This is a genomic window from Psychrobacter sp. M17(2026) (genome assembly GCF_055699815.1).
In genome coordinates this window covers 544,332-567,318 of record NZ_CM146741.1, presented here as the reverse complement: position 1 = coordinate 567,318, position 22,987 = coordinate 544,332, and the positions used below count along the sequence as shown (strand labels likewise).

At 41.9% G+C, this 22,987-nt stretch carries 21 protein-coding genes; 12 read left to right on the top strand and 9 right to left on the bottom strand.

Annotated elements, in window-relative coordinates; all coding sequences use genetic code 11:
• The first annotated feature begins 216 nt into the window (after positions 1-216).
• From ACR63T_RS02435 to ACR63T_RS02425, 3 genes are all read left to right on the top strand, one after another.
• Entirely contained in the window at positions 217-672 is a 456-nt protein-coding gene (locus ACR63T_RS02435; protein ID WP_472784659.1) for a hypothetical protein, read from the top strand.
• Positions 673-773: 101 nt separating this feature from the next.
• Entirely contained in the window at positions 774-1,562 is a 789-nt protein-coding gene (locus ACR63T_RS02430) for an SDR family NAD(P)-dependent oxidoreductase (RefSeq protein WP_305899575.1), read from the top strand.
• Between the two features lie 245 nt (positions 1,563-1,807).
• On the top strand, positions 1,808-2,149 hold the full coding sequence (locus tag ACR63T_RS02425) for a hypothetical protein (RefSeq protein ID WP_201571639.1): 342 nt from the start codon (positions 1,808-1,810) through the stop codon (positions 2,147-2,149).
• Between the two features lie 110 nt (positions 2,150-2,259).
• Here the strand turns inward: ACR63T_RS02425 and hemH are convergent, their stop codons facing one another.
• Entirely contained in the window at positions 2,260-3,279 is a 1,020-nt protein-coding gene (gene hemH / locus ACR63T_RS02420) for a ferrochelatase (RefSeq protein ID WP_472784658.1), read from the bottom strand.
• A 406-nt stretch (positions 3,280-3,685) separates the two neighbouring features.
• On the opposite strand from hemH, the gene metX reads away from it, so the two are divergent.
• The 4 genes from metX (at position 3,686) to dcm (ending at position 8,049) form a co-directional block, all read left to right on the top strand.
• Positions 3,686-5,077 carry a homoserine O-acetyltransferase MetX gene (metX, locus tag ACR63T_RS02415; RefSeq protein ID WP_472785216.1) on the top strand — a complete coding sequence of 464 codons (1,392 nt, stop codon included), beginning with the start codon at positions 3,686-3,688 and terminating at the stop codon, positions 5,075-5,077.
• The gene (gene metW, locus ACR63T_RS02410; protein WP_201571635.1) at positions 5,074-5,682 is read left to right on the top strand and encodes a methionine biosynthesis protein MetW; all 609 of its coding nucleotides are present in this window, start codon (positions 5,074-5,076) and stop codon (positions 5,680-5,682) included. The genes metX and metW overlap by 4 nt, the downstream gene beginning before the upstream one ends.
• Before the next feature lie 352 nt (positions 5,683-6,034).
• Positions 6,035-6,616, top strand: coding sequence for a tetratricopeptide repeat protein (locus ACR63T_RS02405; RefSeq protein WP_201571633.1), 582 nt, complete (start codon positions 6,035-6,037; stop codon positions 6,614-6,616).
• A 173-nt stretch (positions 6,617-6,789) separates the two neighbouring features.
• The gene (gene dcm / locus ACR63T_RS02400; RefSeq protein ID WP_472784657.1) at positions 6,790-8,049 is read left to right on the top strand and encodes a DNA (cytosine-5-)-methyltransferase; all 1,260 of its coding nucleotides are present in this window, start codon (positions 6,790-6,792) and stop codon (positions 8,047-8,049) included.
• Here the strand turns inward: dcm and ACR63T_RS02395 are convergent.
• Positions 7,995-8,714 carry a PmeII family type II restriction endonuclease gene (locus tag ACR63T_RS02395; RefSeq protein WP_472784656.1) on the bottom strand — a complete coding sequence of 240 codons (720 nt, stop codon included), beginning with the start codon at positions 8,712-8,714 and terminating at the stop codon, positions 7,995-7,997. The two genes, dcm and ACR63T_RS02395, sit on opposite strands and share 55 nt — an antisense overlap.
• Positions 8,715-9,048: 334 nt before the next feature.
• On the opposite strand from ACR63T_RS02395, the gene trhO reads away from it, so the two are divergent.
• Positions 9,049-10,116 (top strand): oxygen-dependent tRNA uridine(34) hydroxylase TrhO, encoded by a 1,068-nt coding sequence (gene trhO / locus ACR63T_RS02390; RefSeq protein ID WP_472784655.1) that lies wholly within the window; start codon positions 9,049-9,051, stop codon positions 10,114-10,116.
• A 222-nt stretch (positions 10,117-10,338) separates the two neighbouring features.
• Here the strand turns inward: trhO and uraH are convergent, their stop codons facing one another.
• The gene (uraH, locus tag ACR63T_RS02385) at positions 10,339-10,764 is read right to left on the bottom strand and encodes a hydroxyisourate hydrolase (RefSeq protein WP_472784654.1); all 426 of its coding nucleotides are present in this window, start codon (positions 10,762-10,764) and stop codon (positions 10,339-10,341) included.
• A gap of 293 nt (positions 10,765-11,057) precedes the next feature.
• Positions 11,058-12,284, bottom strand: coding sequence for a phosphoglycerate dehydrogenase (serA, locus tag ACR63T_RS02380; RefSeq protein WP_472784653.1), 1,227 nt, complete (start codon positions 12,282-12,284; stop codon positions 11,058-11,060).
• A 297-nt stretch (positions 12,285-12,581) separates the two neighbouring features.
• On the opposite strand from serA, the gene ACR63T_RS02375 reads away from it, so the two are divergent.
• The gene (locus ACR63T_RS02375; RefSeq protein ID WP_472784652.1) at positions 12,582-14,102 is read left to right on the top strand and encodes an FAD-binding oxidoreductase; all 1,521 of its coding nucleotides are present in this window, start codon (positions 12,582-12,584) and stop codon (positions 14,100-14,102) included.
• Positions 14,103-14,214: 112 nt separating this feature from the next.
• On the opposite strand, the gene ACR63T_RS02370 is transcribed toward ACR63T_RS02375, so the two are convergent.
• Positions 14,215-14,889 carry a BLUF domain-containing protein gene (locus ACR63T_RS02370; RefSeq protein ID WP_472784651.1) on the bottom strand — a complete coding sequence of 225 codons (675 nt, stop codon included), beginning with the start codon at positions 14,887-14,889 and terminating at the stop codon, positions 14,215-14,217.
• 264 nt (positions 14,890-15,153) lie between these two features.
• A complete protein-coding gene (locus ACR63T_RS02365; RefSeq protein ID WP_472784650.1) occupies positions 15,154-15,783 on the bottom strand; it encodes a BLUF domain-containing protein in 630 nt (209 codons plus the stop codon).
• A gap of 462 nt (positions 15,784-16,245) precedes the next feature.
• Here ACR63T_RS02365 and ACR63T_RS02360 point away from each other — a divergent pair, with 462 nt between their 5' ends.
• Positions 16,246-17,883, top strand: coding sequence for a nitrilase-related carbon-nitrogen hydrolase (locus ACR63T_RS02360; RefSeq protein WP_472784649.1), 1,638 nt, complete (start codon positions 16,246-16,248; stop codon positions 17,881-17,883).
• Positions 17,884-17,974: 91 nt separating this feature from the next.
• Positions 17,975-18,523 carry a protein disulfide oxidoreductase gene (locus tag ACR63T_RS02355; RefSeq protein ID WP_472784648.1) on the top strand — a complete coding sequence of 183 codons (549 nt, stop codon included), beginning with the start codon at positions 17,975-17,977 and terminating at the stop codon, positions 18,521-18,523.
• Between the two features lie 76 nt (positions 18,524-18,599).
• On the opposite strand, the gene ald is transcribed toward ACR63T_RS02355, so the two are convergent.
• The 3 genes from ald to ACR63T_RS02340 form a co-directional block, all read right to left on the bottom strand.
• A complete protein-coding gene (ald, locus tag ACR63T_RS02350; protein ID WP_472784647.1) occupies positions 18,600-19,715 on the bottom strand; it encodes an alanine dehydrogenase in 1,116 nt (371 codons plus the stop codon).
• A gap of 265 nt (positions 19,716-19,980) precedes the next feature.
• Positions 19,981-21,336: an NCS1 family transporter gene (locus ACR63T_RS02345; RefSeq protein ID WP_472784646.1), complete on the bottom strand. Its 1,356-nt coding sequence runs from the start codon at positions 21,334-21,336 to the stop codon at positions 19,981-19,983.
• Between the two features lie 86 nt (positions 21,337-21,422).
• Positions 21,423-22,118, bottom strand: a complete 696-nt coding sequence (locus ACR63T_RS02340) for an aspartate/glutamate racemase family protein (RefSeq protein WP_305899564.1) — start codon at positions 22,116-22,118, stop codon at positions 21,423-21,425.
• Between the two features lie 141 nt (positions 22,119-22,259).
• Here ACR63T_RS02340 and ACR63T_RS02335 point away from each other — a divergent pair, with 141 nt between their 5' ends.
• A complete protein-coding gene (locus tag ACR63T_RS02335) occupies positions 22,260-22,976 on the top strand; it encodes a GntR family transcriptional regulator (RefSeq protein ID WP_472784645.1) in 717 nt (238 codons plus the stop codon).
• The last annotated feature ends 11 nt before the right edge of the window (positions 22,977-22,987 follow it).

The following is a 22,987-nucleotide window of genomic DNA, read 5'->3' as shown; positions in this document are numbered from 1 at the left end:
GCCAACGATTAAATCTAGTACTATAATATATCATTATCAAAACATCCTTTTTGCATAGGATATTTTGACCTTTAAAGTGAGCCTTCGGGTTCACTTTTTTGTTTTATAGCTTTATTTCTCATACTTTAGGAGCTAACTATCTTTATTGAAAGTGGCATCGTTGAAATTATTAGCATCTTTATCTTACTAGCCTGTTTGCTACGTTGTGCGCAATATATGGTAAAGAGCAGTATCAAACGCGGCCATCATTTTTGGCTTGCCTCAGTATTGGTGTTCTTTACTGTTATTCGGCGTGAATTGAACTATCTACCCGACTTACTTATTGCGCCAGACTTTTCCTTATTAGGATATGTTTACGACTGGTGGGAAGACTTAGTCCTTACTATTATTTATATCATTACTATTGGCCTGTTAATTTATTCATGGCGTTATTGCTGGGCACTTTTAAAGCACACCGCTGTAGCGTTATATATAGCAGTAGCCGTATTAGCACTGTTTCAATATATGGGAGAGCATGCCATTGTCTTCCCTACTACTTTTGGCATGATAGTTGAGGAGCTGTCTGAGTTGATTATCTACAGTATTGCTCTAGTTTATTTGTGGCATCTCAAATTACTTGGCTTTGAAGGACAGTCAACGAGTAAACTGCGCTTTGAGGTGGCAAATCAATGATAGCTAGTCGTTTGCTTAGTTATATTCAGTGGCAGTTTGCTATACTAAAGTAATGGTTGAAGACAACTAACTTTTTATTAATTACTATTGAGTAAACTACTATGAACATTCTAATCACAGGTGCATCACGCGGTATCGGTCTAGCAACTGCCAAACGTCTAGCTGCCAAAGGCCATAGCGTCGGCCTATTCGATATCGATACTGCTGAGCTAAAACGCGTCGTTACCGACAAAGCCTTTAAAAAAGCCAATAAAAAACAGCGTATTATCACAGGTAATCTAGATGTGACTAAGCCTGAGGATTGGGATAAAGCGATTGAGCAAATGACCGATAACTTCGGTGGTATCGACACGCTTATTAATAATGCAGGCGTACTGGTCAGTGGCGTATTGCCGACGACTGATTTGGACAAGCAACTATCATTAATCGATATTAACTGTAAAGGCGTGTTGATCGGCTGTCATAAGCTAGCGCCGCATTTAGCAGAGAGTAAAGAAGGTAAAATCATTAATCTATCTTCTGCTTCTGCTATTTATGGGCAGTCAGAAGTTGCGCCTTATGCGGCCAGTAAGTTCTTTGTACGTGGTCTGACCGAAGGGCTAAACATCGAATATAGCGAGATGGGCGTTAAGGTTATCGATGTCATGCCGTTATGGGTCAAGTCTGATATGACCAAAGACATCACCGTCACTAGTATTGACCGTTTAGGCATCAATCTAACCGTTGATGATGTCGCCAAAAAACTCGCTAAGCTGAGCACTTGCCCTAACCGTAAACTGACTGCTACTCACTACCCTATTGGCTTGCCAGCGAAAGTATTGCAAAAGGCCTCACAAGTAGCACCCGATCCAATCATGCGCTTTGTAAATAGTAGAATCGGTACTAAGTAGATTATCTAGCAGTAACTATTAATGATCATAATTTTGAACAAACAAAACGGCTATCAAATATTGGTAGCCGTTTTGCTTTTTAGGTTTACTTCTTAAAAGCATCGTTAAATTTGTCATTAAAAATAATAGCTGCCTTACATTTTTTGCACATCTTTTCACAGCTTACTACTAGCGGTAAGCGGCATATCCTTGCACACTAGTAAACGGATAATTACTAATATCAAATAAGAACTAAGGAATAAATTATGGATAATTCAAAACAGCCACTACCTGATGAGATGAATGAAATTGCTAGTCACAAGAGCACCGATATGGATCGCGATGATCAGCTGGTAGATCTTGATAATGACATGCTGCACACTATCAATGATGACGAGGTGATTGATAACAGCGCAGGGTTTGACAACTCACAAGCAGGCAGCGGCGCTACTCAAGGTCTCACACCAATGCACCGTCAAAATATAGACGAATCGACTATCGACAATGTCTTGGTACAAGATAATCTAGATGATAGCGACTATCCTGATATTGTCGATATTGCCGATAGAGAAGCCGCTGAACATAGCAATAATGATAATGATCTATAGATAAGTTTTTAACTTAAAGCCGTTATTTTAAATAAAAAGCACGCCCAACTTTATTGAGCGTGCTTTTTGTGATTTATAACCTATTACTTTTTATGATTTACCTAAAGCCGTTATACCCAGCCATCCAACGTGCCCGCCCAGCCTTTTACTAGGGGCGCACTCATCGCCTCTAATAGATCGATATGCGCCTCATCGAAGTTAAGGGCAGGAATATAATGATACTCCTCACCGCCCGCCTCTAAAAAGCGCTCACGGTTCTCAATCGCTAACTCTTCTAGAGTCTCAAGACAATCCGCTGAGAATGCTGGGCTAAGGATTTGTACAGATTTTACCCCAGACTTCGCCCATTCATCTAGCACGACATCAGTATAGGGCTTGACCCATTCTTGCTTACCAAAGCGTGATTGGAAACTGATAATCCATTCATCATCAGAGAGTCCTAGCTCATGAGCAACCTGCGCGGCAGTACATTTGCAACGGCGTGGATAAGGATCGCCTTTATCCATATACGGCTGCGGAATACCATGGAAGCTAAACATCAGCTTTTCAGGCTTGCCATGCACCGCTTGAAAACGGCGAATACTATCGGCTAAAGCTTTGATATACAGCGGATGGGCAAAGTAGTCTTTTACAATAGTGATATTAGGCAAGTTACGCTGTTTGAGTGACCATTTGGTGATCGCATCGTAGACCGCACCTGTTGAGGTCGCTGAATACTGCGGAAATACGGGCAACATCACAAAATGATCGACACCCTCAGCACGTAATTTATCCATAACATCAGGCAGGCCTGGATTACCGTAGCTCATCGCTGCATGAGTAGTCACTCGAAAAGGCCTAGCAGTATCGACCAAACGCGATTCGAGCTTCTCTACTTGCGTATTCAAAATATTACGCATCGGTGAGTCCCCATCCCAAATACTGGCATAAGCTTCGGCCACGCGCTTTGGTCGGCTCGGCAATACAAATAAGTTTAGGATAATCGCCCACAAAAACTTAGGAATTTCGATGACTCTAGGGTCTGACAAAAACTGCTTTAAGTAGCGTCTAACCGCAGGAGCAGTCGGCTCATCAGGCGTCCCTAGATTGATCAATAACACAGCAATACGCGGGGGTAGTTCAGGTTTCATAGCGGTATATCTTGTAATAGAATATAAGAGTAAAACAGACCCGATAATAATAACAAAAAGGTATTCCCTATAGCATGGTAAAATAGCTGCAAGTCATAGCGGATAGTTTAGCATTTTATGGCACGGATAAACGCCAAATAATAGCGACTATACAATTCGATACGCAATAGCGGTCTAATCTTTGAGAATCAGCCGCTAGCATGGTTGTACTCATAACCGCATCGCCCTACAATAGCTATACTTGCTCTTTTGATCGCAATTGCATTGCCGCACTGCCATATTATCAAATAGCACCACATCACTATTAACTGTCGTCTGCGAGGTAGCTTTGATAGCCCGTCCTAATCTTGTTAATGAGTCCAAGCCCAATGATCACTCTACTGACTATCCTGAGTTTTTTGCAGGTATGCAAGGCTCAGTCGGTATCGTGACTCCGCAGACCCTACACTTCGCTGAGCCACTCACCTTAGAGTGCAATCGCACCTTGCCTTATTTTGACTTGGTCTATGAAACCTATGGCGTCCTCAATGAGGATAAGTCCAACGCAGTTTTGATATGTCATGCCCTATCTAGCAATCATCATGCGGCAGGAGTGCATAGCCCTGATGATAAAAAAAGCGGCTGGTGGGACAATATGATTGGCCCTGGCAAAGCTATCGATACTGACAAGTTTTTTGTGCTATGTGTCAATAATATCGGTAGTTGCTTTGGCTCAACAGGTCCAACCTCGATCAACCCTGACAGTGTTAACGCTAATAATGTTAATGTTAATGGCGATAGCGCTGATGATAATAGTGCTAGTACTAATAACAATGACGTCAATAATAATAAGAATAATGCTCAGGTCTATGGCCCCGACTTCCCACTGATCACCATAAAGGACTGGGTCAAGACCCAAGCGATGCTCTCGGATCGCTTGCAAATCGACTGCTGGCATGCCATCGTTGGCGGATCTATGGGTGGCATGCAAGCGCTACAGTGGTCGGTCGACTACCCTGAACGTCTCAAGCGCTGCGTGGTGATTGCCAGTACGCCTAAGCTATCGGCACAGAATATCGGATTTAATGAGGTCGCTCGCCAGTCGATCCTCTCAGACCCTGACTTTAAAGACGGCCACTATCTACAAGCGGGTACTTACCCGCGGCGCGGACTTATCTTGGCGCGCATGGTTGGACATATCACTTATCTGACTGAAGACGCGATGAAAGCTAAATTCGGTCGTGACCTCAAAGCGGGCAAATTCACTTACGGCTATGATGTCGAGTTTCAGGTAGAGAGCTATCTGCGTTATCAAGGCGAGCGCTTTAGCGAAAACTTCGATGCCAATACCTACCTATTGATGACCAAAGCGCTCGATTATTTTGACCCGACTCGTGGACGGGTCAGAAGAGCCACAGCGCCAGTAGCAGAGCCGTCGCTGAAAACGACTATAGAAGAGGACACGCTCGATAGCGCTGACGTTTATCAAGAACATCAGCATGAGCACGATGATCTAAAAGTTGCCCTTGCCCATACCCAATGCCAGTATCTCGTTGTGTCGTTCACTAGTGATTGGCGCTTTGCTCCTGAGCGCTCGCAGGAGATCGTCAATGCGCTGATGGCGACAGGTAAACCCGTCAGTTATGTCGATATCGACGCGCCACACGGTCACGATTCATTCCTTTTTGATATTCCGCGCTATATGGATGCTGTTAAAGGATTTTTGACAGCGCCTTTTATTACGACACCGTCTAACACTGATGCTAATAGCAATGAATACGATGCGCAAAATACAGCCACTATAGGAGCGCGTACATGAGAATGGATCATCAATTAGCTGAGCGCTGGATTGCACCGCGCTCGCATGTATTAGACTTGGGCTGCGGTAATGGCGAGCTACTCGCACACTTACAACATAAGCTGAGCGTTAGCGGTTATGGTCTTGAGATTGACGAAGAAAAAATCAACGAAGCGATCGCCAAAGGCCTATCTATCGTTGAGCAAGATCTTAATGACGGCTTAGCGCGCTTCGCTGACAATAGCTTTGATACCGTGGTTATGGCACGAGCCCTACAAGCGGTCAAAGCGCCTGATACCTTATTGCTCGATATGCTACGGGTTGGGCGCGAAGCCATTATCACCTTTCCTAACTTTGCTCATTGGCAAAACCGTATCCATTTGGGACTCAAGGGCATGATGCCTGTCTCAGAGGCGCTGCCCTATGAGTGGTATGACACCCCTAACATTCATCTTTGTACATTCAAGGACTTTGAGCAGCTGTGCGCTCAGCATGATATCCATATTATCAATCGCTTTGCGGTGAGTGATTCGGATAAGGGTCATTCGCCACTTATGAGTGCACTTATTCGTCAAGCACCGAACTTACTGGCTGATGTGGCTATCTATAGAGTCACTAAACGCTGATATAAAGTTTTGTTTATATACTGAAACACCTTGTTTATTTTATGGCTATAGCCTTAATATTTTGTAACCAATTGATTTTATTAAGTACTAATGCTCTAAAACGAGCTTGATGTACGTAATTAGTATTTGAGTTTGGTAACTTTGGGTGTTAAGCTAGTTAAATATTGTCAATAGCCTCATATTGACTGCTACTTATTTTTTACGACTAGTTCGTTTTTTAGCGACTATTACTAGTCCATTCATAAAACTATAAGTTCAAATCATATAAAGGTAATCAGTTATCACCATATCTATTTATGGTATAACTTTATTTTTTTTTGATTTTAATTTATGACTCACTCTCGGAGCCGCTATGAAGCTATTAAAAGCCGCCTTGTTCACTGCCCTATTCTCTTGTGCAGGTCTTGCTAATGCTGAACTGATCTCAAACGTACCGCTTGATACTTCACGTTTTGAGCTGATGAGCATGGCCGATCTCTCTGCTCGTGCCGCACAAGGTAACGATCATGCGCAGTTTTATTTAGCCAAGCGTCTACAAAAAGGTGAAGGCATAGCGCAGAATACTCAGCAAGCGATTCAATGGTATACGCGCGCGGCCGAACAAGGTGTTGCTCCTGCTCAGCTTAATCTAGCGATTATGTATCTACGCGGTGAAGGGGTACAGCCTAATCTACAACAAGCCAAAGTATGGTTAGAAAAGGCCGCTATGCGTGGCGATAACCGTGCCAGCTATACGCTAGCCTTACTCGATGAGAAGCAAAAGAATTTAGTTGATGCCTATAAATGGTATGATTTAGCGGCTCGTGATGGAATGCTTGATGAGAAGGTACGTACTAAAGCCCGTGGCAAAATCGGTCAATTAGCTTTGAACCTTTCAAGCTCAGATATCGCTAGTGCTCGCAGCAAAGCCGATACTTGGTTTCAAAGTAAATAAATCTGTATTAAGTTAGCAGATAATAAAAATCCAGCCTTTGCGCTGGATTTTTTGTTTGGAATATTAATAACTTTACATTAACTGGCTTTGATAATGGCAATCTCATCATCGGTTAGGTCGTATAGTTTATAAAATTATTTTATAACCTTTGTACAACCATGTATAATGTTTGAATGGATAATTTTTATACAATTGCAGAAGCTTCTATCATTCTTGGAAGATGCAAACAAACGCTACGTCGATGGGACAATGAAGGCAAATTACCTGCTTTTCGTGAACCTATGAGCAACTATCGAGTCTATAGAAAAAAGGATATCAACGCTATTTTACAGCCTACGTTATTAACCGATCCAATAGTCAACTTTGTCAAACCTGATAAAGAATATACTGTTCTAGAACTGTTTGCTGGCGCAGGTGGTCTAGCATCTGGTCTTGAGCAAGCTGGTATCAAATGCGTAGCCCTTAATGAAATAGATAAATGGGCTTGTCAGACTCTACGTCATAATCGCCCCAATTGGAATATATTAGAAGGTGATATTAAGTCATTTGATTTTTCTGAATATAGAGATCAAGTAGATATTGTGACAGGTGGTTTTCCTTGTCAGGCTTTTAGTTATGCAGGCAGAAAATTGGGATTAGAAGATACCAGAGGTACATTATTCTATGATTTTGCTCGGGCAGTTACTCAAGTAAAGCCTCTGATATGTGTTGGTGAAAATGTTAGAGGTTTACTTTCTCACGAAAAAGGAAAAACCCTTGAAGGGATGATTTCAGTTCTTGATGAAATTGGTTATCGGGTGGTTCCCGTGCAAGTATTAAAAGCCATTTATTATAATGTACCTCAAAAGCGAGAACGCATATTTATCGTTGGTGTACGTAAAGATGTTGATATAAGTTATCAATATCCAAGACCATCAAATAAAATTTATCATTTAAGTGACGCTCTCAAAAAAGGGTCGTTGTATGAAACAGATGTTCCACATTCAGATGGGGCAAAATATCCTGAACATAAGAAAAAAGTTCTTGACCTAGTTCCACCTAAGGGCTACTGGCGAGATTTACCAATTGATATTCAAAAAGAGTATATGGGTAAGAGCTTCTATTTAGGTGGTGGAAAAACTGGTATGGCAAGACGAATAGGTTGGGATGAGCCTAGTTTAACCTTGACTTGTAGTCCTGCTCAAAAACAAACCGAACGCTGTCATCCCGATGAGACCCGTCCCTTTACCGTTAGAGAGTACGCAAGAATACAAACTTTTTCTGACGACTGGGAGTTTATGGGTTCAACGTCTCAACAATATAAGCAAATCGGTAATGCTGTTCCTTGTAACCTAGGCAAAGAGATGGGCTATTCTTTAATTAAATTACTGAATGCTTATTACGAGAAGTCAAATAACGAAGACTCTTCGATTTCCTTCGCCAATGCTATGTAGCCTTGTTTAAAAAAGTCATGCGAATCCATATTTAAAATCAGGTAGTCTAACTTAGATACCAATTTTTCATAAAAGTTAGGATAACCTGTCAGTCTATGCCAAAATTCATGCCCAACAATAACAGGAAATTGTTTATCAATGGCTCTGTAATGCTGGCTCAATTGGCTTTCATCACCGTATAAGACTCCTAAAATCAGATCCGAATTATTTAAATTGATGGCGTTAGTTCTAGCTAAATTTGTTACTGTTGTAAATTTAGCTAGAAGTGGATTGACATCCTCAGAATTTATAGTATTCGGCCCTGACTTTAACTGACACCATTTTTTACGTCCATCAGTTTTATCCTCAAACTCAATATCCATACCTTTTATTAGCGAACCTTGAGCTAAGTCTAATTCTACAAACATATTCTGAATACGTGTTCCAAAAGATGTATTGATTGAAGTTCCTAGAACTCGTGGATAATATAGAGCTTTAGCAATACCTAAAGGTGTAAAATCATCTTCTAAAACTTTGGATAAATATTTCACAAGAATTGGATTTATTTTGTATGATTTCAACTTTGAATGTGTTTTTAATACGGTCAATCTATGATTATCAAATATTTTTTCTTGAAAATACGTGGCTATAATTTCTAATAGCTCCTGTTCATTTTTACTATTCATAATTTTTTAGAGCTCTCTGTTGGCTTAAGTTTTGATTATACACATAACATTGTGGAGTGCTAAGTTTTTGACAGTAAATAGTAGCAAATATATGCTTAATTTTTAATCTCCATTTAAGACTTTGTAGAGTATAGACGCTGGGTTAAAAACCTAGCCTACAGCAAATAAATCAGCAGAATAAAACGCTTAAAGACATCCCCAAAACCTAGTCAAAATTTGCTACACTACGCCCGCATTTATCAATTCCACAATCTGATAGATGTTATTACTCTTTTTAATAAAAATTTAATCCATCATTGCACTAGGTTTACGACTTAGCCAGCAGGAGAAACACATGAGCAGCACCGATCAAATTAGCAGTAATCAAACAGATAATAAACCCTCAAACCATGCCACTGTTTACGATAGCGAAGTAAATAATGTCGTCGTCGCTGCCCTTTATAAGTTCACTCGCTTTACTGACTTCGAGAATTATCGCCAGCCTATTTTAGACATAATGCTGATTAACGATGTCAAAGGTACCTTGCTAATCGCCAGCGAAGGCATTAATGGAACGATATCAGGTAGTCGTCAAGGCATCGACAATGTTTTGGAATATTTACGTAGCATAGAAGCGATTGGTAGTTTTACTTTTAAAGAGTCCTATACCAGTGAGCAGCCGTTTTATCGCACCAAGGTCAAACTCAAAAAAGAAATCGTTACCATGGGTGTGGAAGATATCGATCCATTGCAATCCGTCGGCCGCTATGTCAAACCCAAGGATTGGAACGCATTAATATCTGATCCTGATGTGATCTTGATCGATACGCGTAATGATTACGAAGTGCAAATCGGTACCTTCCAAAACGCGGTCAACCCTAATACGGAAACCTTTCGTGATTTCCCAGAATACGTCGCTAAAGAGATGGATCCTGCTAAACATAAAAAAGTCGCGATGTTCTGCACGGGCGGTATTCGCTGTGAGAAATCGACGGCTTATATGCGTCAACAAGGCTTTGATGAGGTCTATCACTTAGAAGGCGGTATCTTAAAATATCTGGAAGAAGTGCCGCAAGATCAGTCGATGTGGCAAGGCGACTGCTTTGTGTTTGATAACCGCGTCTCGGTCAATCATAATCTTGAAAAGGGCGATTATGAGCAGTGTTTTGCTTGCCGTATGCCGATCACCGCAGCTGATATGCAATCTAGCGCTTATATCAAAGGCGAATCTTGCCCGCATTGTATCGATAAGGCTACTGACGAGCAAAAAGTACGCTTTCGTGAGCGTGAACATCAGATGCAATTGGCATTAAAGCGCGGAGAAGTCCATATCGGTAGCGATGTAATTGACGTTATAGAAAAGCGCAAGGCAGCTAAGATTGAAGCTCGCCGTAAAGCTGACGCGGCGAATAAAGCCAAATAGTTTTCGCTTAAAACATAGGTAAAAGAGTCGCGTAGGGTGCTCTCCATCGCACCATCTATGATTTACAACTTCATTAATGGTGCTTAAAAAGCACCCTACGACAAAACATCATTTTAATTAAGTCGTTAAATTTTCCATAAAAAAGAGAGGCGCTATAAATAATAGCGCCTCTCTTTTTTTATATCTCTTCTATGAGGACTATGAATCTAGTCCGCTCAAGATTTAGCTACCACGGTAAGTGCTAAATCCATAAGCAGATAAAGTAATAGGTACATGATAATGATTGTCGTCATCGATGTTGAAGTTCACTTCGACATAAGGATAAAAAGACTCTAAACCTTTATTTCGAAAGTACGGTGAAGTCTCAAAAATTAATTTATAAGTACCATCGTGGTCGGCATTATCTGCATTCGATAAAAAAGTACCGATACGGCCGTTACTATCCGTTTTTTGCTCGTTAAGCAGTTTCCACTCACCGTTTTCTTGCATCATCAATTTTACATTAACATCTGGCGCAGGCATACCCGTGCTTATGTCTAAAATGTGGCTTGATAACTGATAATCGTCTTGACTAGCGGCTTGGCTGGCAGTTGCAGTCATAGCTAATACGCCACCCAAAGCAGCAGCTTTTAATATATTCATTGTCATAAAAATCCTATTAATCGTTCAAATTATTTTATTATTGATCACTTATTGTTCTAACGCTAATTTCTGATACTAATTTTTTTTGAAATTAACTTTGTGAAGCTCATAAAAATAGTAAACACTAGAGCTCATCAGTTGTGTAGTATAAGTTGTCAAAATTAATTCATCGTCAAGAAAATGTTAATTAATATAATAATGAGTAAGCTAATCTTAATCTCTGAGAAACATAAGCTATAGCATAAAAAATGGCAGACAATCTCAAGGATTATCTGCCATTGGTTAAAAGTGCCTTAACTTTAGAACAAGATACGTACGCGAATAGTTTCTTCAACGTCTTTTAATTGATCAAGCGCGGCATCAGAGTCTTGATAGTCGACATCCATGATCAGATAACCGACATCACCCTCCGTCATGAGGCTTTGCGCTAAGATATTGATATGCGCTTCAGCGAACAGGCGGTTGATTTGTGATAGCACACCTGGGACGTTTTTGTGGATATGTAATAGACGATGGGTGCCTTCTTTGAACGGAATAGAAACCTCTGGGAAGTTCACTGCCGTTACCGTATCACCTTTGTCTGAATAGCTGACAAACTTCTCAGCGACTTCAAAGCCGATATTCGCCTGTGCTTCTTGCGTTGAGCCACCGATATGCGGCGTCAAGATCACGTTATCGAACTTACGCAGTGGCGATTCAAACTCTTGATCCGCAGACTTTGGCTCTTTTGGGAACACATCGATTGCCGCGCCCAATATCTTGCCAGATTCTAATGCCGCTGCCAAATCATCAATCTCAACACAAGTACCGCGAGCAGCATTAATAAAGTAGCTGCCCTCTTTCATCTGCGCAAATTGCTTAGCGCCCATCATATAGCGTGTGCTTGGTAGATCAGGCACATGCAAGGTAACGATATCCGCCTTGCCTAATAATTCCTCCAAGCTAGCTACTTGCTCAGCGTTACCAAGGGGTAATTTGGTCACCACATCTTGGTAGATAACTTTCATGCCGAAGCTCTCTGCCAGTACAGACAGCTGCGAGCCGATAGAACCATAACCGACGATACCGATAGTTTTGCCGCGCACTTCATGCGAATTAGTAGCTGACTTACCCCAGCCGCCGCGATGGACGGTCGCATTCTTTTCAGGGATGCCACGATAGAGCATAATAGCTTCAGCTAATACCAATTCTGCAACTGAGCGGGTGTTAGAGTATGGCGCGTTAAAGACAGGAATACCTAGCTCGCGAGCCGCTTCCAAGTCAACTTGGTTCGTACCGATACAAAAGCAACCAATACCGATAAGCTTTTCGGCATGCTCAAGTACTTCACGAGTTAACTGAGTACGCGAACGAATACCAACAAAATGGGCGTCTTTTATTTTTTCGATCAGCTCATCTTGATCAAGCGCATGGCTTAGATATTCGATATTGCTATAACCAGCTCCTTCTAATACCTTTAAGGCGTTCTCGTGCAGGCCTTCGAGTAATAAAAAACGGATCTTGTCTTTTTGTAGTGATAGCGCCATATGAAAACTGTCCTATAATTAACTAAGGTGAGTTGCACGAATGCAAAGAAAAATGATGCAATCATCTTACACAAATTAACCCCATGATGTTAGGGACAAGCTTAAATAAATAGTTACTATTTTTTACTTAAGTTTTTTCCTGAATTTATGCGTAAATCTATCCAATCAAGTTAATGAGCTTTTGTGTTCTCTCTATATAGGCTAGCGGTCTGTTATTATTCACGGTAAACTACAACACGCTCTATAATATACAAAATAATGCTAGCTCAAACTTGGTAACTATACATTGAGACCCTTATGACTGTATCACCGACCATGCACAACCGCCCTGCTCACGAATGTACTCATGCCGCAGATCAAGCTGATAATCAAGACAATAGCAATGAGACGATAATCAGTACGTCTGCTGCGAATACTATTGCGGTACAGGCTATCCTAGATACGCTCGTTGATAACCATCAATTTGATGAGAGTCAGATCAAAACCGATAGCGAGAGTTTAGAGCATTGGGGTAAAGACTGGACCAAGCATTTCGCGCCAGCGGCCGCTGCAATTGTGTTTCCAAAGTCGACCGAGCAAGTGCAGGCTATCGTTTTATTGGCTAATGAGCATAAAGTCGTATTGACGCCAAGTGGCGGTCGCACGGGGCTATCTGCAGGCGCAGTTGCAGCTGATGGTGAGATTGTCGTCAGCATGGATAAGATGAATCGTATCGGTCAGTTTTATGCCGCCGATCGCTTGGTTGAGATCGAAGCAGGCGTAGTCACTCAGCAATTGCAACAGTTTGCGGAGTCAAAGGACTTATACTACCCTGTTGATTTTGCCTCCGCAGGTTCGAGCCAAATGGGCGGTAATATCGGCACCAATGCCGGCGGCATCAAGGTGATTCGTTATGGTATGACCCGTCAGTGGATTATGGGTCTGACCGTAGTCACAGGTAAAGGCGATATCTTAGAGTTGAATCGCGGTATGGTCAAAAACGCTACAGGTTACGATTTGCGCCAATTGTTTATCGGTAGTGAAGGCACGCTAGGCTTGGTCACTCATGCGCAGATTAAGCTTGAGCGCTTGCCACAAGACTTGAGCGTCATGGTGCTCGGCATGGATAACTTTACTGACGTGATGAATGTGCTCTCCGCTTTTCAAGCCAAAATTGATCTGACTGCTTTTGAGTTCTTTGATGATACGGCTATCGATAAGCTGATGGCGCATGGGCAAGTCCAAGAGCCGTTTGAGTCGCGGACTAAGTTTTATACTTTGCTTGAGTTTGAAGCGCCTTATGAGCCAATTATGGATAAGGCTATGGCGATATTTGAGCACTGTATGGAGCAAGGCTGGGTCGTTGATGGCGTGATGAGTCAGAGTATGGCGCAAGCTGAGGAGCTGTGGAAGTTGCGTGAATATATCTCTGAGACTATCTCAGTATTTACCCCTTACAAGAATGATGTCTCCGTACTTATTAGCCATGTGCCCAACTTTATTGCCGATATCGATCATATCGTCAGTAGTAATTATCCTGACTTCGAAGTCTGCTGGTTCGGTCATATTGGCGATGGTAATCTGCATCTAAATATTCTCAAGCCCGACGCTATGAGTAAAAATGAATTCTTTGAGGAATGTCAAATCGTCAATAAATACGTCTTTGAGACGGTACAAAAATATGGCGGCTCAGTGTCTGCGGAGCATGGTGTCGGCATGACCAAAAAGCCTTATCTACAATACAGTCGTAGCGCAACAGAGATTGAATATTTAAGAGAAGTCAAAAAAGTATTCGACCCTAATAATATTATGAACCGTGGTAAGATTTTTGATATGTAGTTCGTATTAAGCCACAAAAAAGACGCTAAACCCTGAAGGCTAGCGTCTTTTTTATGGCTTAAATATTCTATCTTGCAACGAGTCGTTCAGAGGAGAAGATGACTACGCTAAATCAAAAGTTTATTAGATATAAAGCTAGAATGAGTAGTATGGCCAAAAACCCTTGGACCACTAAAAAGGCTTGATGTGGGCTAGCAATATGGCGGAACATATTGACTAAAGCATTATAAGTAATACCTGCAGCATGGATACTTGGTGAAGCCGCAAAAGTTTTAATCGTTTCTAAAAACTGCTCATGACGCTCAGCTGACCAATTGTGAGGTGTGAATGGTAAATAGGGTGATAACCTGTTGGCTTGACTCTTAGTACTTGCCGACCATGACCAGCGCTCTAGAAACAATAAGCGCATTCGCCAGTCATCGAACATACGCTGATCTATAGGCTGTAATAGAGGTATTTCGATACCGTCGTGGCGTTTGTCAGCACGAATCTTTTGCATCAGCGCTACTATCTCAACTTTACTGCCTTCTATACATTGCAAAAACTGGCCATTGCCATAACATAAAATACCAGTAATACCGTGCTGCTTATTATAAACAACGGCGTGGCTTTCTATATGTTCCGCTATATACCTATCTAGACGAGTTTTTAGAGTAGCACTACTCACGTAGACTAGACGAACTAGCGCCGTATCTGATAATTTTTGTAGTGTTTTTTCTATATTATTCTTATCTGAATCATTCTTGTCTAAGTTACTGTTGTCTAAGTCACTGCTATCTAAATTCATGATGAATAATCCCAAAATTAGCTTTTTAATAGAGATAATAAGCTTATGACTATTACCTGCGATTACCGTTAAGCAAATTAGAATTCATAATGAGGGTAGATTATAAATCTTAACAATTAGCTATAATAAATAATATAGCTAATACAAAGCAATTACAATAGATGAGCCGTCCATAATATACATGTTAAACGCTTGATAAATTCTCTGAACTAAAAGTAAGGTTTATTTAAAAGACGCTTTTAACCTTGGGGTTTATTATGCATTTTATAGAAATAGAATAAATATGCCTATCATAAGCAGCAAGGTTAAAAACCCTTGAACGACCAAAAAAGCCTGATGAGGCGCTGCTATATGACGAACCATATTACCCAAGGCATTATAAGTTATACCAGCAGCATTGATATGTGGTGGTTTTTCAAACGTTCTTATAATTTGTAAAAACTGCTCTGTATGTATAGATGTCCAGCTATACGGAGCAAAAGGCAAAAAAGGTGCTAATTGTACAGCCTGTCTTTTGGTGGCAGGTGACCATAACCAACGCTCTAAAAACAGCAAACGCATACGCCAATCAATGAAGATACGCTGATCGATGGCTTGTACTAGCAATATCTCTATATCTTTATGCCGCTTGTCAGAGAATATACGTTGCTGCAATGCCAATACCTTGGTCTTTTCGCCTTCTAAACATTGTAAAAAGTGTCCGTTGCCATAACATAAAGTACCAGTGATACCTTGTTGCTCATTATAATTACGAGCATGCGCTTCTACTTCATCAAATATTGAGGCTTTTAGTCGTGAGCTTAGCGTCAGACTACTGACATAGACCAACTGAATCAACGCTGAATCTGCTATATGATCCAAAGTATTCAGCTTGCTATTGTTATCCAAAGACATAAAAATAATTCCAAAATTCGCCCTATCCATTGAGCGATAAATAAAAGCCAGCAAATGTACTAACAACGACTACAAGTCATAGACTCACAAGAAGGCAGCAAATGATTACTACGTTAAACTATCCTATATTTTTAGACTTGTTATGATAGCAGCTTGACGAAAAGCAATGACGAATAGCCGTTGTAAAATAAAAACCTTGAGTGCTTATGTTATCTTTACAGCACAGCAATGACTAATGTAGCAGTGAGTTAGTAATGAGCGGCGGCTTGAGTTAAATCTTATAACTCATTGTAATTGCATGGATAATTTATTGTAACGATTCTAACTATTTATTGGTATGTTTTTATCTATACGGTTACAAGAAACTTTGAGCACAGTCTTTTGAGCATAATCAAAAACAAAGACAAATATGACGGCCCCAATGACAACAAAAGCGACAACAAGAGCAACGAAAGGAACATTATGAGTAAAATAGAAAAGTTAGACGATCTGCACTTAACCATTGCTGAGATTAAAAAGAAAGATTATTCGCAACTAAAAGCCCTAATGGATCGAGTCTATGCCAATTTAGGTGGCTCTTGGTCAAAGACTACGATTAATAGCTTGATTGATGCTTTTCCTGAGGGTCAAATTGCTTTATTCGATCATGATCAACTGATCGGTATTGTTTTATCAGTAAGGGTTGACTACGCTAGATTTTCAAACCCGCATACTTATGAGGACTTGATCGGTCTCAAAGAGATTATCAAAGACGATCCTGCTGGCGATGCTATTTATGGTTTGGACGCGCTTATCGACCCTGACTATCGGGGCTATCGCTTAGGTCGCAGGCTCTATGATGCCCGTAAAGAGCTATGTCGTCAGCTCAATCTGCGCTCTATTCTCGCAGGGGGCCGTATTCCTAATTATCACAATCATCAAGATTTGACCCCAGGCGAATATATAGATGCCGTCGAGTCACGTGAGATTCATGACTCAGCGCTATCGTTTCAGCTATCCAATGGCTTTATTGTTAAGCGTATTTTGACCGGCTATTTGCCTGATGATAAGCAGTCAAAAGGCTTTGCGACCTTGCTTGAGTGGGCAAATATTTATTATGAGCCGCGAGACTATAAGCCTAATACTCGCAAGTCTGAGGTGCGTATCGGCGGCATTCAATGGCAGATGCGTGAGGTTGAGTCACCTGAAGAATTGCTACAACAAGTTGAGTTCTTTGTCGATATTATGGCCGACTATAACTCTGACTTTGCCTGTCTGCCTGAGTTCTTTAATGCGCCGCTGATGGGACTGTGTGAATCGACCGATCAAAATGTCGCGATACGGTTCTTAGCAGGATATACCGAATGGTTTAAGAATGAAATATCGCATCTAGCGGTCAGCTATAACGTCAACGTTATTTGCGGGTCAATGCCGCTACTCGATGAAAACGATGTGCTGTATAACGTCAGCTATCTGTGTCGCCGCGATGGAACGGTTGAGGAACAACGCAAGATCCATATTACTCCGCATGAGCGTAGTGCATGGGTGATCGAAGGTGGCGATAAAGTCCAAGTGTTCGACACAGATTCTGGTCGCATTGGTATTTTAGTTTGCTACGATGTTGAGTTCCCAGAGCTGGCGCGTTTGATGGCGCTTGATGATATGGACATCTTGTTTGTGCCTTTTTGGACCGACACCAAAAACGGCTATTTGCGTGTGCGTATCTGTGCTCAAGCTCGTGCGGTCGAAAACGAGTGCTATGTGATGATCTGTGGCTCAGTAGGTAACTTACCGCAGGTTGAGAGTCTCGATATTCAGTATGCGCAGTCGTCTATCTTTTCGCCATCGGACTTTGCCTTTACCCATGATGCTATTATGGCCGAGACTACACCTAATACTGAAATGGTATTCTTCTCCGATGTCAATTTGGACAAGCTCATTCATGTCCGTAATGAGGGCTCAGTCCATAACTTGCTGGATCGCCGTGATGATTTATTTAGCCTAAAGTGGAAACGTAAAGTAGCGGTTTCTGCCAGCAAATTGAGCGATGAGGAACGTCGTGAGAACTCAGGTAGCGTACTGTTAGGTGACCCACTGCAAGGTCGTGCACAAAAATTTTAGCGTCTTGAATATATTTGAACTTTAAACAAACGGCTGACGATTCAGCCGTTTGTTTTTATCTACTTGATGCCTCATTTAAAAGGGTACTGTTATGTCTACCGACACTATAGAATCTAATCCAACGCCTGTTAAAAGCCCAAAGCAAAAGGCATGGTCAATAGTCAAAAACGTGCTCTTATATGGCTTTATATTTTTGTTTATTTATACTGCTGTTAACTGGTGGCGCCAGCCTATCATGCCAGCTGATCCACAATTGCAGTTGACGGACTATCAAGGCCAAGCTGTCGATTTGGCAAGTCTAAGTGCCGACAAACCAACACTGATATACTTTTGGGGAACTTGGTGTTCGATCTGTAGTGTAACTTCCCCAACTATCAATAAGCTGGCTATAGCAGATAACTATCCCGTAGTGACAGTGGCCATACAATCTGGTAGTGATCGAGATCTGCAAGCTTACCTAAATGAGCATAACTATAGCTTTACGACTATCAACGATGCAGAAGGTGAAATATTTGATGATTGGCAAGGACAGGTGACGCCCTCTTATGTGATCTTAAAAGATGGCAAAATGACACAAGGATTGACGGGTATTCAGCCGTTATGGTCGCTTAAACTGCGGCTGTGGTTGAGCTCATTTTAAAAGATAAAAGACCTACCAATTTAATAAATTAGCAGGTCTTTATTGTCGATATTGTGATGGCATAAGTTATTAGCTATTAACCAAGCAACTCATCCAACGCTTTATACTCGTAATCTAACGCTTCAGCCACCGCTTCGTAAGTCACATAACCTTGCAGTGTATTCACCCCTTTAGCAAACGCTGGATTGTCGAGACAAGCTTGCTTCACGCCTTTTTTAGCCAGTGCTAGTATATACGGCAATGTCACATTGGATAGCGCTAAGGTTGAGGTGCGCGGCACTGCACCTGGCATATTAGCCACCGCATAATGAATGATGCCGTGCTTGGTGTAAGTCGGATTATCATGAGTCGTAATCCGATCGGTAGTCGCAAACAATCCGCCTTGGTCAATAGCGATATCGACAACGACACCGCCATCATTCATCGATTCAATCATCTCTTCACTGACGAGCTTAGGTGCTGCTGCCCCTGGTATCAGTACGGCTCCGATAACTAAATCGCTATTTTTGACAGCCTTAGCAATGTTCAGCTTAGTTGACATCAATGTCTGCACGTCATTGCCGAACAGCTCAGATAGCTGTTTGAGACGTTTCGGATCAAGATCTAAGATCGTCACATCAGCGCCAAGACCGATCGCCATTTTGGCCGCTTCAGTACCTGAGACGCCGCCACCAATGATCGCCACCTTACCTTTTTGTACACCTGGAACGCCGCCGAGCAATATGCCCTTGCCGCCATAAAACGACTGCAAAAATTGTGCGCCGATCTGCGTACTCATACGCCCTGCGATCTCACTCATAGGCGTAAGCAGCGGCAGTGAATTATCCGCTAACTGTACAGTTTCATAGGCAATACCCGTAACTTTTTTATCGACCAATGCTTTAGTCAGCTCAGATTCTGCTGCTAGATGTAGATAAGTAAAAAGCGTTAAATCTTCTCTAAAATACTGGTACTCTGATGACTGTGGCTCTTTAACCTTAATAACCAGTTCAGCCTGCCAAGCTTCTGCCGCACTATCAACGATAGTAGCACCGACATTCTTATAATCTTCATCTGTAAACTGCGAGCCCATTCCCGCATTGGTCTCAACATAGACATCATGACCATTATCAACTAAGGCACTAACGCCATTCGGTGGTAGGCCGACACGGTTCTCATTGTTTTTGACTTCTCTTGGAATTCCTATCTTCATGGTTGCTCCTTGCAGTATTGTTTTGAGAGTTATTTGTGTATCAATTCATTTATCTTAATCGTAACACTTATTTTAACTTGCGAATGCTTTTCTTATTGTTTGTCTAAAATATGCTTAAGCTCTGCTATTACTACTGTAGAATCGAAGCACTCTAGAAGTAGTGTGATACTACTGAAATGCAGCACACTCCAAACAAAAAAATCCTCACAATAGCATGGGCTATCATAAGGACTTTTTACTACTTAGCGTTTATTGAGTCAAAAACCTATGGCATAAAGCGCTGTGCTGCTGGCATCTTTTTCATCAGTATCCAGTAGATAGCACCGGCTGGAACTAAGCTAGCATACCAAGAGATGCTCGAGAAAATTAAGGCAACCACGATACCGACAACCATGGCGATAATCGCTGCCATATTGACGCCTTTATAGGGGCCATTCTCGTCATATAACTTATCAATATCGAGTTTTTGCTTGCGAATGATGTAGTAATCGACTACTAAAATAGCAAAGATAGGCCCTAAGAACGCTGAGTAGGTCTGAATAAATAAGTTCAAACCTGCCGCTGACTCATCTTTGACTAGTTCCCATGGGAAGGTACAAAATGCAAGCAAACCAACTAATATGGCCGCAGTCTTGAACTTAATCTTGAAGATATCCATTAACGCATAAGCAGGTGGTACCACGTTATTTAGAATGTTGGTTGTGACCTGTGCGAAGGCAATGAACAGCATGGTGATAATCAACAGAGGCTTATTGTCAACGGCGCTTGAGAACACTTTGATAGGATCGACTTCTCCAGTAGCACTCGTGACCATCAGACCGATCAAACCCATAAATAAAGTTGCTGGTAGGATTGAGTTGGCATAGATGGCGACTTGACGAAACAGCCCGACCTCTTTTTTTAATTCACGCGAGTAGTCTGAAACGTTGAGCATCATGGTGCTATAGACACCTAGGAATAACATGGTCGCACCCCAAAACGGCGCACCCCATGTCCCCTCAACATTGACTAGGTTGGTCGATATCGCATCTCCATACTTATTAATAACACTAATAAACATGTAGATCAGTGAACCGATAATAAATACTGAACCAATATTTTCCAGCCATTTGATACCGTGAAAGCCTAATACGGATAGTGCAATCTGCAAAAACTGAAAGCCAATAAAGAAAACAACGATATTGTTATAATCGAATAAGGCATCAGAGACCAAGTTCAGCGCGCCAGCGCCAATCCAACTTTGGAAACCGTACCAGACGATTGCCGGTATCGAACGCACTAACGCTGGAATACGGTTACCTGTAAAGCCGAATGACGATCGGCACTGCACCATAAATGGAATACCATACTTATGGCCTGCACGACCATTAATCATCAGGGCTGCGCCGATGACACTACAACCAATGGCAATCGCCAGTACAACCTGTAGTAGATTTAGAGTCCCGACCAAACCAGAGCCCACAGTGAAGGTTGCGATAGAGACACAGCCACCGAGCCATGCGAAAAGATACGACCAAGGATCCATGATGCGTGTGGTTTGTGGAGCTAGACTCTCCTCTCCGATAGTTTTATGATCAACTATCTCTACCCCTGCTGTGGTGGCAGCTTTTGAATTTTCCATTTTGCTCTCCTTCCTTGAGAAAGTACTAGGGTCCGTCAGTGACTGTATTTAGTCATCAAACACCCTAAATATCTTTGGATGACTTCTTATTTAATAGGTGCCGCATAAGCGCCTATTTTGCTGGTTTTTAATCCGCAACCGACTAAGGCTTCGACCATACGTGTTGCGACTGTAACCCCATCAATAACGGGAACGCCCGTCTCCTCGGTCAACCATTCAGTCAAATCTGCCATGCCAGCACAGCCTAGTACTACGGCTTCGCAATTATCTTCTTTTACAGCGCGCAATATCTCATCACGTACCTTTTCCCGAGCGCCTGACCCTTCTTCCTCTAACGCTAATACCGGTATTTCAGCTGAGCGCACACGACGACAGCGATGCGATAAGCCATAGCCATGAATGAGCTCTTCAATCACAGGCACTGAACGTGGCAAGGTTGTGACGACACTAAAAGAAGTCGAAATCATGCTAGCCGCTTTAACCGCCGCTTCACAAATACCTAGCACTGGTCCTGAAAATACTTCACGACATGCACCGATACCTGGATCATCGAAGCAGGCGACAACCACGCCATCAACGCCATCAGCTTCCGCTTGTTTTAAGCGCGCCAGTAAGCCTGGTACTGACATTGCTTCGTCATAATGACCTTGTATAGATGCAGGAGCGTCTATGCCTGATGCGCCAATAATTTGGGTTCCTGCACTGGCTCTTTGACGGGCGCTCTCTACAATTTTATCGGTCATCGAAACAGTCGAATTTGGATTCATGACTAAAATTTTCATACAGATTCCCTGTCTTGTATCATCATTAACTTTAAAAAAACTATACTTTGTTAACAATCATTGTTAACTATTATTGTTAACAATACAACTATTTTTTTATTTTTGTTGTATGCGTAGATACAGCGCACTATAATCGCTGCTATGACTAAACCAAAAATCAAAAAACAGATCCTTGAAGATGAAGCCATCCCAGAGCAAATCATCATCAACTCAATAGTAGCCGCTGTTTCAGAACAACGGTTACCTGCTGGTACCAAGCTAGGTGAGCAGGTATTGAGTGACTTATTTCAGTGCAATAGAGCTAATGTAAGACGTGCGCTCTCAACTCTTGCTACTATGCATGTCGTACAATTACAGCCCAATCGAGGGGCTTTTATTTCGACACCATCGCCAAAAGAAGCCGAAGATGTTTTTTCAGCTCGTCGTATCATAGAACGTACGCTAGCGTGTCAAGTAATAAATAATGCTACTGTACAAGATATGGTCGACATGCGAGCGATTATCAAAGCGGAAGCTGAAGCACGGGCGCAAGGTAATAAGCCGGCCGAACTACGGTTGTCGCGCGAGTTTCACATGCATCTAGCGACTATCGCTGATAACCGAGTGCTTGAACACTTTTTGAATGAGCTGACGTTACGTACGACACTGATCATAGGGCTATATAATGAAGCTGGCTCCTCTAACTGTGCTGAAGATGAGCATTTGGGCATCGTACAGGCTATCGAAGCCAAAGATGAGACGCTTCTTATAACCTTGATTGATGAGCATTTGCAGCATCTGGAGTCTGGGCTTAATTTTAAAAGCACGACAAAATCATTATTCGACTTAGCGGAGCAGCTTGTTATTTCTCCAAATTAAAACGCGCCTAT

What these genes read in the sequence shown, in the direction of transcription:
- ACR63T_RS02365 (WP_472784650.1), bottom strand. Translation starts at nt 15,783, where the DNA reads ATGTCTTTGGATAACAATAGCAAGCTGAATACTTTGGATCATATAGCA.
- ACR63T_RS02345 (WP_472784646.1), bottom strand. Translation starts at nt 21,336, where the DNA reads ATGGAAAATTCAAAAGCTGCCACCACAGCAGGGGTAGAGATAGTTGAT.
- ACR63T_RS02370 (WP_472784651.1), bottom strand. Translation starts at nt 14,889, where the DNA reads ATGAATTTAGATAGCAGTGACTTAGACAACAGTAACTTAGACAAGAAT.
- ACR63T_RS02355 (WP_472784648.1), top strand. Translation starts at nt 17,975, where the DNA reads ATGTCTACCGACACTATAGAATCTAATCCAACGCCTGTTAAAAGCCCA.
- dcm (WP_472784657.1), top strand. Translation starts at nt 6,790, where the DNA reads ATGGATAATTTTTATACAATTGCAGAAGCTTCTATCATTCTTGGAAGA.
- ACR63T_RS02435 (WP_472784659.1), top strand. Translation starts at nt 217, where the DNA reads ATGGTAAAGAGCAGTATCAAACGCGGCCATCATTTTTGGCTTGCCTCA.
- metW (WP_201571635.1), top strand. Translation starts at nt 5,074, where the DNA reads ATGAGAATGGATCATCAATTAGCTGAGCGCTGGATTGCACCGCGCTCG.
- ACR63T_RS02405 (WP_201571633.1), top strand. Translation starts at nt 6,035, where the DNA reads ATGAAGCTATTAAAAGCCGCCTTGTTCACTGCCCTATTCTCTTGTGCA.
- uraH (WP_472784654.1), bottom strand. Translation starts at nt 10,764, where the DNA reads ATGACAATGAATATATTAAAAGCTGCTGCTTTGGGTGGCGTATTAGCT.
- ACR63T_RS02340 (WP_305899564.1), bottom strand. Translation starts at nt 22,118, where the DNA reads ATGAAAATTTTAGTCATGAATCCAAATTCGACTGTTTCGATGACCGAT.
- ACR63T_RS02425 (WP_201571639.1), top strand. Translation starts at nt 1,808, where the DNA reads ATGGATAATTCAAAACAGCCACTACCTGATGAGATGAATGAAATTGCT.
- ACR63T_RS02375 (WP_472784652.1), top strand. Translation starts at nt 12,582, where the DNA reads ATGACTGTATCACCGACCATGCACAACCGCCCTGCTCACGAATGTACT.
- trhO (WP_472784655.1), top strand. Translation starts at nt 9,049, where the DNA reads ATGAGCAGCACCGATCAAATTAGCAGTAATCAAACAGATAATAAACCC.
- ald (WP_472784647.1), bottom strand. Translation starts at nt 19,715, where the DNA reads ATGAAGATAGGAATTCCAAGAGAAGTCAAAAACAATGAGAACCGTGTC.
- ACR63T_RS02360 (WP_472784649.1), top strand. Translation starts at nt 16,246, where the DNA reads ATGAGTAAAATAGAAAAGTTAGACGATCTGCACTTAACCATTGCTGAG.
- serA (WP_472784653.1), bottom strand. Translation starts at nt 12,284, where the DNA reads ATGGCGCTATCACTACAAAAAGACAAGATCCGTTTTTTATTACTCGAA.
- hemH (WP_472784658.1), bottom strand. Translation starts at nt 3,279, where the DNA reads ATGAAACCTGAACTACCCCCGCGTATTGCTGTGTTATTGATCAATCTA.
- metX (WP_472785216.1), top strand. Translation starts at nt 3,686, where the DNA reads ATGCAAGGCTCAGTCGGTATCGTGACTCCGCAGACCCTACACTTCGCT.
- ACR63T_RS02335 (WP_472784645.1), top strand. Translation starts at nt 22,260, where the DNA reads ATGACTAAACCAAAAATCAAAAAACAGATCCTTGAAGATGAAGCCATC.
- ACR63T_RS02395 (WP_472784656.1), bottom strand. Translation starts at nt 8,714, where the DNA reads ATGAATAGTAAAAATGAACAGGAGCTATTAGAAATTATAGCCACGTAT.
- ACR63T_RS02430 (WP_305899575.1), top strand. Translation starts at nt 774, where the DNA reads ATGAACATTCTAATCACAGGTGCATCACGCGGTATCGGTCTAGCAACT.